Annotated in this window: 8 protein-coding genes; 3 read left to right on the forward strand and 5 right to left on the reverse strand. The window is 66.6% G+C overall.

Features of this window, described 5'->3' with window-relative positions:
* Positions 1–382 precede the first annotated feature (382 nt).
* From BT183_RS01970 to BT183_RS01990, 5 genes are all read right to left on the reverse strand, one after another.
* Positions 383–604 (reverse strand): hypothetical protein, encoded by a 222-nt coding sequence (locus BT183_RS01970; RefSeq protein WP_072338729.1) that lies wholly within the window; start codon positions 602–604, stop codon positions 383–385.
* Between the two features lie 128 nt (positions 605–732).
* Positions 733–2,961 carry a molybdopterin cofactor-binding domain-containing protein gene (locus BT183_RS01975; RefSeq protein WP_072338730.1) on the reverse strand — a complete coding sequence of 743 codons (2,229 nt, stop codon included), beginning with the start codon at positions 2,959–2,961 and terminating at the stop codon, positions 733–735.
* A gap of 2 nt (positions 2,962–2,963) precedes the next feature.
* Positions 2,964–3,419, reverse strand: coding sequence for a (2Fe-2S)-binding protein (locus BT183_RS01980; RefSeq protein WP_072338731.1), 456 nt, complete (start codon positions 3,417–3,419; stop codon positions 2,964–2,966).
* Between the two features lie 219 nt (positions 3,420–3,638).
* Entirely contained in the window at positions 3,639–4,226 is a 588-nt protein-coding gene (locus BT183_RS01985; protein WP_072338732.1) for a nucleotidyltransferase family protein, read from the reverse strand.
* On the reverse strand, positions 4,223–5,224 hold the full coding sequence (locus BT183_RS01990; protein ID WP_072338733.1) for an XdhC family protein: 1,002 nt from the start codon (positions 5,222–5,224) through the stop codon (positions 4,223–4,225). The genes BT183_RS01985 and BT183_RS01990 overlap by 4 nt, the downstream gene beginning before the upstream one ends.
* A 188-nt stretch (positions 5,225–5,412) precedes the next feature.
* On the opposite strand from BT183_RS01990, the gene moaA reads away from it, so the two are divergent.
* The 3 genes from moaA (at position 5,413) to ligD (ending at position 10,015) form a co-directional block, all read left to right on the forward strand.
* A complete protein-coding gene (moaA, locus tag BT183_RS01995; RefSeq protein ID WP_072338734.1) occupies positions 5,413–6,453 on the forward strand; it encodes a GTP 3',8-cyclase MoaA in 1,041 nt (346 codons plus the stop codon).
* Between the two features lie 121 nt (positions 6,454–6,574).
* Positions 6,575–7,456: a non-homologous end joining protein Ku gene (gene ku / locus BT183_RS02000; RefSeq protein WP_072338735.1), complete on the forward strand. Its 882-nt coding sequence runs from the start codon at positions 6,575–6,577 to the stop codon at positions 7,454–7,456.
* 3 nt (positions 7,457–7,459) lie between these two features.
* Positions 7,460–10,015, forward strand: a complete 2,556-nt coding sequence (gene ligD, locus BT183_RS02005) for a DNA ligase D (protein WP_072338736.1) — start codon at positions 7,460–7,462, stop codon at positions 10,013–10,015.
* Positions 10,016–10,181 lie beyond the last annotated feature (166 nt).

The raw sequence follows: 10,181 nt of genomic DNA on the forward strand, positions 1-10,181 counted from the left end.
CTCTCGGCTCGAGCCCATAATCTGAACCCCTCATCCGACCCTGCGGGTCACCTTCTCCCCTCAGGGGAGAAGGGAAAGGGGGGCATTTCGCTGATCTCTCGCACCCTCTCCCCTGAGGGGAGAGGGTCGGGGTGAGGGGTGCAGCCTCTCGGCTAAGCCCGTATCTGAACCCCTCATCCGACCCTGCGGGTCACCTTCTCCCCTCAGGGAGAAGGGAAAGGGCGGCATTTCGCTGATCTCTCGCCCCCTCTCCCCTCAGGGGAGAGGGTTGGGGTGAGGGGTTCAGTCTCTCAGTCACCCGGATGTCGTCCCTGCTTCCGCAGTCACGACAGGCGACAAACCGCCGGCTCTCCCCACCCCCCAAAAGCGCAAGCTCAGCCGCTCAAGCCGGCAGCGACTGGCGCTTGGCCCAGTTCCAGGTGCGCACGAGCTTGGCGCGGGCGTCGCAGATATAGATGAGGTCGGCTTCGTTGCACTGGTTGTCGACGCCGTAAAGCGCCCAGTCGCGCATCAGCTTTTCCGCAGCCTCGATGGTTTCGAACTGGCGCGTGGCGACGATGCCGTCATGGATCGGCTTTTTGGAGGCTGCGACGAGGGTAAACATGGCTATCGACCCCTTTGGAGGCAATGGAGGGTAGAACCGGTGATCCTGCGCCCGATTGCGGCAGGGCGGTGGCCGTCAGGCGAAAAAGGGCGGCAGGTTTCCCTGCCGCCCCATGATCAGCGCACGCCTCAGGCGTTGCGGATGGCGTCCAGCACGCGGTCGGGCGTGTAGGGGCCATGGCGCATGCGGGTGCCGATGGCGTCGGCGATGGCGTTGGCCACCGCGGCGCCGGCCGGGCCCTGCGAGGATTCGCCATTGCCCAGATACGGCTCGCCCGGACGGTCGATCAGCACGTTCTCCACCGGCGGCACTTCGCCGAAGGTGAGGATCGGGTAGCTGGCCCAGTCGGTCGACAGCACCTGCGTGTTGTCGAACTTGACCTCTTCCTTGAGCGCCCACGAGAACGCCTGGATGGCGCCGCCTTCGACCTGGTTGGCCATGCCATCCGGGCTCACGATGTGGCCGCCATCATTTGCGGTCACGGCGCGCAGCACGCGGACGAGGCCGTTGCGTCGGGTCACCTGAACTTCCACGGCCACGGCGGTCATGGCAGCGTAGTTCTTGTAGCGGGCTATCGCGATACCACGGCCGCGGTTGGGCTGGCGCTCGTAATTGTCCCAGCCGAAGGCTTCGGCGCAGCGGGTCAGAACGTCCCGCATGCGCTCGTCCTTGAGGAAGCGCAGGCGATATTCCACCGGGTCGGCGCCGGCCTTGACGGCCAGTTCGTCGATGAACTGCTCGATGGCCACCACGTTGGCATAGGCACCCAGCCCGCGGGTCGAGGACACGCGCAGCGGCATCTCGCGGATGAAGTGGGTCACCACCCGCTCGCCCGGAAGCTCGTAATTGGTCAGGCCATTACGGGTCGCCGAGAAGTTCGGGGGGCCACCATCATTGGGGGTCGGCTGCTCGAACGGGGGATCGAGGTAGCGGGCCGAAAGCAGGTTGCCCGGGTTGCCGCCGGGGCGCGAGCCATGCGGGGTCGAGTAGATGTGGTGTTCCCAGTCGAGGATGTTGCCCTCGGCATCGAGCGTCGCCGACAGCTTGTTGACCATCGCCGAGCCATAGGGCTCCCACTTGTGCTCGCCGGCGCGGGTATACTGCAGCTTGATCGGCGTGCCGGGCATTGCGTTGGCCAGAAGGCAGGCATCGGCGGCAGCGTCGTCGGCCATGTTGTGGCCATAGCAGCCCGAGCCTTCCGTGTGGATGGCGTGGACCATGCCTTCGGCGAGGCCAAGCATCTTCTCGATGGCGGCAGCGGTTGCCCACACGCTCTGCGAATGGGTCCAGACGGTGATCTTGCCGTCCTCACCCTTCTGCGCGATGGCGGCAGAGGTGCCGATCGAGCCGTGCATGTGGTAGGGGCGGTAGTACTGGGCCTCGTAGGTCTCGGCCACGGCGGTGCCGTCGGCACGAACCGTGTTCTTCCACTCCTTCTCCTCGGCTTCCGCCGTGAGCAGCCACTCTTCCATGCCGTCATGGCCGGGCAGGCCGGTGGGCACGTTCCAGTTGGCGGTGCGCTCGAGCGCATCGGCGGCGGCCCAGGCCTGGTCCTGGCGCTCGGCGATCACGCCGAGGAAGCTGCCATTGCGGATCACCTGGCGGACGCCCGGCATCGCCTCGATCGGGGCGAGGTCGACGTCGTTGAGAGTCGCCTTGTAGGTGGGCGGACGTGCGATGGCGCCATAGAGCACGCCTTCGGGGTTCATCTCTTGCACGAAGATGGCCTCGCCGGTCATCTTGGCCGGGATGTCGACGCGCGGGATATTCTGCCCGATGACCTTGTGCTCGGCGATCGGCAGCAGCGGCGCGGTGCCGGTGGCATCCACTTCGAGCTGCAGGTCGGCCACGAGGTCCCAGTAGGTGACCGACTGGCCGCCGCTGGTGATGGTGCCGTCGGCCAGCGTCAGGGTGTCTTCGCCCACGCCGAGCTTTTCGGCGGCCAGCTTGCGCAGGATGGCGCGGATTTCGGCGGCGGCCTGCTGCACGGCGGGCGCGCAGTTCGGCATGGTCTGCGAACCGGCGGTGGTGCCTTCATCCGGGCAGAGCTCGGTGTCGCCGGCGAGGATCACCAGGCGGTTGAAGTCGATCACCAGCTCTTCGGCGGCCACCTGGCCCACGGCGGTCAGCGCGCCCTGGCCCAGTTCCACCTTGCCGATGAACAGGTTCACCGTGCCGTCGGCATTGATGCGCAGCCACGAGCTCAGCTGCGGATGGTTGCGCAGGTCACCGGGCAGTTCCGGGCCGGCATTGGCGGCGGCCTGCTGGGCGAACACGGCGCTCGGCAGCAGGAAGGACACGGCGAGGAAACCGCCCGTGCCCTTGAGGAAAGTACGACGGTCGATCATGAGGTTCATTTTCACGCCTCCTGGGCGGCGCGCAGAACGGCGCGCACGATGCGGTTATGCGTGCCGCAGCGGCAGAGATTGCCGTTGAGCGCGCTGCGCACATCCTGTTCCGTCGGGGTGGGGTTGCGGTCGAGCAGGGCCTGGGCGACGATGATCATGCCGTTGGCGCAATAGCCGCACTGGGCGGCCTGCTCGGCGATCATGGCGCGCTGCAGCGCATTGGGCTCACCGTCTTCGCGCAGGCCTTCGAGCGTCGTCACCGAGCGGCCGACGGCCGCCTGGGCCTGGGTCTGGCAGGCGCGCACCGGGTCGCTGTCGATCAGCACCGAACAGGCGCCGCACTGCGACAGGCCACAGCCGAATTTCGGGCCGGCCTGCTTGAGGTCGTTGCTCAGCACCGAGAGCAGCGTCGCGTTGCCGGGCGCGTCTACCGATACGTCCTGGCCATTGAGTCTGAAGTTGAGCATGGGGATAACCTCCTCCTTCCATGACTCCGTTACCTGTTCAGGGCCGGAGTTGCTCATGCTGTTCCGCCCCCAGTGCAGGGAGCCTCGGGCTTGAGCGAGGGGGAGGTCAGCGAGGCGGAGACTGCGCCCGAAGCGCGGCGGCTGTCAACGCTTCGTGTGACTGTCCGACATCAATTCTTCATGCATTCCAAGGACTTAAAGTATACCGCGATTGTCCACTTAAGCCCCAGCGCGCTCGAGTTGCTCGCGCGTGTCGTAGTCGGCAAGCAGGTCTGCATCAACCGCTACCGGCGCGGCTTCCGCCAGCAGGTCGCGGCCACCCTTGTCGCCCGAAAGCGCAGCGAAAGCCCCAAAGCGCCGGGCACTTATCGCCACCGGCGGCATCCTGACGCCGTCCGCGATGCTGCATGAAAGGCCCGTGGCCCCAGCCGTTTCGAGGGCGCCGAGCAGCGCCCCGAGATGGTCGGCCGTCACCCCCGGCATGTCCCCCAGGCAGACGATCGCCGCCTCCGCGTCCGTCGCTGCGGCGGTCGATATGCCGCATGCGAGCGAGGATGCCTGTCCCGATGCCGGATCACGATTGCGTGCGATTTCAAAGCCGGCGCCCGTGAAGATCACGTCGAGCTCCGGCGCGTCCGGCGGGCACACGGCGATGCGAAACTTCACCGGCAGCTGCGCGCCCAGTTCGGCGATATGGGCCACGAGCGGCTTGCCGCGAAACGGATGGAGCAGCTTGTTGCCCGCCCCATAGCGCCGCGACAGCCCCGCCGCCAGCACCACCAGCGCCGTATCGCCCAGCCCCGTCATGCCGCTTCGGCGGCGATCCGCTCCGAGGCGATTTCGCCCAGAACCGAGAGCGTCAGCGAGACCGAGTCGCGCGTCGGCCCGAAGAGCCCGATTGGCCCGCGCACCCGCGCGATCTGCGCTTCGGTCAGCCCGGCATGCGCCAGATGTTCGCGCCGCCGCGCCTGCGTCCGCGTGCTGCCCAGCGCACCGACAAAGAAGGCGTCAGTCGCCAGCGCCTGGCCCAGAAGCGCGCCTTCCCAGTCATGGTCGTGGAACAAGAACACCACCGCCGTCCAGCGGTCGACGGGCAGGGGGGGCACATGGCCAAGCGAAACCAGCTGCGTCACCGGCACACGCAGGCTCTGCGCCACCGCCAGCCCGTGCTCGTCGGGGGTGAAGGCGACCACATCGAGCCCCGCCGCCCGGCCGACGCGCATCATCGCCTCGAATTCGAGCCCGCGGCCCACCAGCGCGAGGCGCGTGCGCGGCAGATAGCGGCGACGGAAGGCGCCGTCGCGCCAGTCGCTCGGCCCGCCCGGGTCAGTGCCGCGCACCAGCGTCGCGCGGCTCGCCTTGGGCACGAAGTCGATGGCAAAGCTCTCGCGCCGGGCAATCGCCTCGAGCGCACCCGACACCATCTGCGGATCGGGTCGCACATGCATGTGCAGGTCGATGCCGCCGCCGCAGGGCAGGCGGATATCCATGAAAGGCGAGTTGCGCCCGAATCGCAGCACCGCGTCCTTGCCGCCGGCGAACACCGTCAGCGCCTCGGCCGCCACCGATGCCTCGACGCAGCCGCCCGAGATATAGCCCACGAAGCTGCCATCCTCGAGCACCGCCATATGCGAGCCCAGCGCGCGCGGTGCGCCGCCGTCGACGCCCACGATGGTGATCAGTACGCCCGCAAGCCCGCGCTGCCGGCCGCTTTCGAGCAGCGCGAAGGCCGCCGCCGGGTCGTCGCCATCGAGCCCGGCATCGAGGGGGCGGCGAATGTCCGGTGCTGTGTGGCTGGCAAGCATGCTGCTCCTCCGCTGTCCGAGGGGTGGACGTATCGTGCCGCCCCTTCCGACTTATCCTGGCGGATATATGGGGCAGGACCGATTGGTATGATAGGCTCGTACGACAATAGAAGCATTCCAAACTTTCTTCCGCAAGGCCGCGTGCGCCCCCTTGTCATACAAACTCGAGTGGGTTTAGGGTCCCCCTCATGGGAGTGACGATCATACAGCAAAAGGACATCGCGCCGACCGGCCAGGCCCGGCCGCTGGTCGATCGTTATGGCCGCACCATCACCTATCTGCGCGTCTCGGTCACCGATCGCTGCGATTTCCGCTGCACCTATTGCATGTCCGAAAACATGCAGTTCCTGCCGCGCAAGGAGGTCCTCTCCTTCGAGGAAGTCGACCAGATCGTCGCCGCCTTCGTCTCGCGCGGCGTCAAGAAGCTGAGGCTCACCGGCGGCGAGCCGCTGGTGCGCCGCGATATCATGGCGCTCGTCACCCGGCTCGGCACCTATCTGGGGCAGGGGCTCGAGGAGCTGACGCTGACCACCAATGGCAGCCAGCTGCGCCGCCATGCCCAGGGCCTCGCCTCGGCCGGCGTCAGGCGCATCAACGTTTCGCTCGATACGCTCGACGAGAAGCGCTTTGCCGAGATCACCCGGCGCGGCCGCATCGCCGATGTGCTTGATGGCATCGATGCCGCGACCGAAGCGGGCATCAAGGTCAAGATCAACATGGTCGCGATGCGCGGCATCAATGATGACGAGATCGAGCCCATGATGCTCTGGGCCCATGGCCGGGGCCATTCGCTCACCCTTATCGAGGGCATGCCGCTGGGCGATGTCGGCATGGATCGTGTCGATGCCTATCTGCCGCTCAAGGAAATGCGCGAGCGCATCATGCAGCGCTACACCCTCGAGCCCACGAGCTACCGCACCGGCGGCCCGGCCCGCTATGATCGTGTGCGCGAGACCGGCGGCGTTCTGGGCTTCATCACGCCCATGAGCCACAATTTCTGCGAAAGCTGCAACCGCGTCCGGCTCACCGCCACGGGCCAGCTCTATATGTGCCTGGGGCAGGAGGATATGGTCGATCTCCGCCAGGCCATCCGCGAAGGCGGCCCCGGCGCGCTCGACGACGCCATGGAGCGCGCGATGATCCTCAAGCCCAAGGGGCATGATTTCATCCTCGATCGCGACCACACCGGCCCCGCCGTCTCCCGCCACATGTCGGTGACCGGCGGCTGACAGGCCGTGGCGGGTGCCGGCACCCGCCTTTACCCCTCCCACTGCCGGTCCCACGGCGCGTCATCGGAACCGGCCGCCACGATCTCCGTTGATCGTCCCGAGTCTCATTCGGGGGAATGCCATGGCACCGCGCGCGAACTGGAAGGGCCATCTGCGGATCGGCGAGGTGTCGTGCCCCGTCAAGCTCTACACCGCTGCCTCCACCTCAGACCGCATCGCCTTCCACACCATCAACCGCAAGACCGGCAACCGCGTCCGCCGCGTCTTTGTCGATATCTCCACACAGAAGCCCGTCGAGAGCGACGATCAGGTCAAGGGCTATGATGTGGGCGGCAACGAGTATGTCATGCTCGAGCCCGACGAGATTGCCGCCGCCGTGCCCGAAAGCGACAAGACCCTCGATGTCTCGGCCTTCGTGCCCTGCGACCAGGTCGATGAGGTCTATATCGACAAGCCCTACTACCTCGCCCCCGATGGCAGCCATGCCGAGGAGGCCTATGGGCTGATCCGTGAGGGGTTGCGCAAAAAGTCAGTCGCGGCGCTGGCCGAAACCGTGCTCTTCCGCCGCGTCCGCACGGTGCTTATCCGGCCGCAGGGCGATGGCCTTGTCGCCGCCACCCTCAACTTCGACTATGAGGTGCGCTCCGCCGCCGAAGCCTTTGAGGAGATTCCCAAACTCACCATCAAGGGCGAGATGCTGGAGCTCGCGCGCCACATCATAAAGACCAAGGCCGGCCATTTCGACCCCGCCGATTTCGAGGATCGCTACGAGGCGGCGCTGGCCGATCTCGTCAACGCCAAGCTCGAGGGCAAGCCCATCTCCCGGCCCAAGCCGAGGCGCGAGGAAAAGGTCGTCGATCTCATGGCCGCGCTGCGCGAAAGCGCCGGGCTGGGCGGCGACAAGGCGCCTGCGAAAAAAACCGCAGCGAAAAAGCCGGCCGCCGGGAAGACGGCAACCAAAAAAACCGCAACCAAGTCCGAGCCCCGCAAGAAGGCGAGCTGAGCCATGGCCGTGCTCGAAACCTATCGCAAGAAGCGCGACTTCAAGACCACCAGCGAACCGCGCGGCGGCCGCCGACGCAAATCGGCGGGCAACAGCTTCGTCATCCAGAAGCATGATGCGACCCGCCTCCATTACGATCTGCGCCTCGAGATGGATGGCGTGCTCAAGAGCTGGGCCGTCACCCGCGGCCCCAGCCTCGTGCCGGGCGAAAAGCGCCTCGCCGTGCATGTCGAGGATCACCCGCTCGAATATGGCGATTTCGAAGGCACCATTCCCAAGGGTGAATATGGCGGCGGCACCGTCATCGTTTGGGATCGCGGCACCTGGGCCCCCGTGCACGATCCCGAGCGCGGCTATGCCAAGGGCCATCTCGAATTCACCATCGCGGGCGAAAAGCTCCATGGCCGCTGGCACCTCGTCAAGATGGCGCCGCGCCCGCGCGAAAAGCGGGAGAACTGGCTTCTGATCAAGGCCGAGGACGAATTCGCGCGCACAGAAGATGCGCCCGACATCCTCGAAGAAGCCCCCGATTCCGTCAAAACCGGCCGCGCCATCAAGGATGTGGCGGGCGAGGCGCCCGGCTGGTCATCAAAGACCGGCAAGATCGAAAAGCCCGCTGACCAGAAGCCCGCCGCGAAGGCCAGGAAGCCTGCTGCGGCGAAGCCTGCCGCCAAACGCGCGAAAAAGTCAGCCCCCGCCACCATCAAGGGCGCCAAAAAGGCCGCGCTACCCGATTTCCTCCCGCCCATGCTCGCCACACTCGTCACGGCGCCGCCCGAGGGGCCCGACTGGATTCACGAAATCAAGTTCGACGGCTACCGCCTTGAAGCGCATATAGAAAAGGGCGAGGCCCGGCTCCTGACCCGTTCCGGCCTTGACTGGACCGACCGCTTCGGCACCGCAGTGCCCGCCGCCCTCGCGGCGCTGCCCTGCGACACCGCGCTGCTCGATGGCGAACTCGTGGTCGAAGCCGGCTCCGGCGCCTCGGACTTCTCCGCCCTCCAGAATGACCTTTCCGAGGGCCGCAGCGATCGCTTCGTCTTCTACCTCTTCGATCTCATGCATCTCGATGGCCAGGACCTGACCGGCGTTCCGCTCGTCGAGCGCAAGCACGTGCTCGAGACCCTGCTCGCCGATGCCGATCCGGTGCTGCGCTATTCCGATCATTTCGGCGAGGATGGCGCCCTTGTCCTCCGCCACGCCTGCCGCCTCAGCCTTGAAGGCGTCGTCTCCAAGCGCGCCGACGCCCCCTATCGCCCCGGTCGCGGGCGCAACTGGGTCAAATCCAAATGCTCGGCCCGGCAGGAATTCGTCATCGGCGGCTATGTGCTCTCGAGCGTTTCGGACAAGGCGATCGGCTCGCTCGTCCTCGGCGTCAACGAGGAGGGCGGCCTGCGTCCTGTCGGCCGCGTCGGCACGGGTTTCACCGCAAAAGTCGCGGCCGATCTCTTCAAGCGCCTCGATCCCCTCCGCACCGATGACAGCCCCTTTGCCGAAAAGCTCACGGCCGATGCCAGGCGCGGCGTGCGCTTCGTCAAGCCCGAGCTCGTCGCCGAAGTCGAGTTCCGCGCCTGGACCGGCGATGGCAATCTGCGCCACGCCGCCTTTCGCGGCCTGCGCGAGGACAAGCCCGCCGCCGAGATCGTGCGTGAGGAGAAAAAGCCGACGAAATCGGCCGCCAAGGCGGAAAAGCCCCCGCGCCGCACCGTCACGCTCACCCATCCCGATCGCGTCTACTGGCCCGACGAAGGCATCACCAAGGAGGGGCTCGCCGACTATTACGTCGAGGTCTGGCGCTTCATTGCCCCCTACATCACCGGCCGCCCGCTGGCGCTGCTGCGCTGCCCCGATGGCATCGATGGCAGCCAGAAATTCTTCCAGAAGAACGTCTGGAAGGGCATGAACGCTCATATCCAGTCGGTCGATGATCCCGCGACCAAGGCGACCGAGGAGCTGATCGCCATCCGCGATCTCGATGGTCTCATGGGCCTCGTGCAGTCGGCGGCGCTCGAGATCCATCCCTGGGGCTCGACGGTTGCCGACTGGGAGCACCCCGATACCATCATCATGGATCTTGATCCCGGTGACGGGGTCGCATGGCAGGCGGTGATCGATGCCGCTTTCGAGGTCAAATCCCGCCTCGAAGTCGCCGGCCTCGTGCCGTTCGTCAAGACCTCCGGGGGCAAGGGCCTGCATGTCTGCGCCCCGCTCAAGCCCAAGACCAACTGGCCGGCGGTCAAGGCTTTCACCAAAGGCCTCGCCGATGCCATGGCGGCCGACGAGCCCGATCGCTACGTTTCGACGATCACCAAGTCCAAGCGCAAGGGCAAGATTCTCATCGACTATCTGCGCAACCAGCGCGGCGCCACCGCCGTCGCCCCATACTCCACCCGCGCCCGCCCCGGCGCCGCCGTCTCGATGCCCCTCTCCTGGGATGAACTCGGCCCCGATATCGGCCCCGCCCACTTCACCCTCGCCAACGCCCCCGCCCGCCTCGCCACTCTCGACACCGACCCCTGGTCCAATTTCCGCAAATCGGCTCGGGTGCTGAAGGGGTAGGGGCCTCTCTTCACCTCTCCCTTCGGGGAGAGGTCGGCGCGCAGCGCCGGGTGAGGGGGCCTTGCCCCAACCTCTGCGCCCACCGCCCTCGTGCTTCGAGACGCCCCTTCGGGGCTCCTCAGCATGAGGTCGGTTATGTCGAAATTGCCTGAGAACCTCATGCTGA

The sequence above is a fragment of the Devosia enhydra genome (assembly GCF_900119845.1).
Lineage (GTDB): Bacteria > Pseudomonadota > Alphaproteobacteria > Rhizobiales > Devosiaceae > FPKU01.

Excerpts from the sequence above, each read along its gene's own strand:
- BT183_RS01970 (WP_072338729.1), bottom strand. The coding sequence starts at position 604 with ATGTTTACCCTCGTCGCAGCCTCCAAAAAGCCGATCCATGACGGCATC.
- BT183_RS01975 (WP_072338730.1), bottom strand. The coding sequence starts at position 2,961 with ATGAACCTCATGATCGACCGTCGTACTTTCCTCAAGGGCACGGGCGGT.
- BT183_RS01980 (WP_072338731.1), bottom strand. The coding sequence starts at position 3,419 with ATGCTCAACTTCAGACTCAATGGCCAGGACGTATCGGTAGACGCGCCC.
- BT183_RS01985 (WP_072338732.1), bottom strand. The coding sequence starts at position 4,226 with ATGACGGGGCTGGGCGATACGGCGCTGGTGGTGCTGGCGGCGGGGCTG.
- BT183_RS01990 (WP_072338733.1), bottom strand. The coding sequence starts at position 5,224 with ATGCTTGCCAGCCACACAGCACCGGACATTCGCCGCCCCCTCGATGCC.
- moaA (WP_072338734.1), top strand. The coding sequence starts at position 5,413 with ATGGGAGTGACGATCATACAGCAAAAGGACATCGCGCCGACCGGCCAG.
- ku (WP_072338735.1), top strand. The coding sequence starts at position 6,575 with ATGGCACCGCGCGCGAACTGGAAGGGCCATCTGCGGATCGGCGAGGTG.
- ligD (WP_072338736.1), top strand. The coding sequence starts at position 7,460 with ATGGCCGTGCTCGAAACCTATCGCAAGAAGCGCGACTTCAAGACCACC.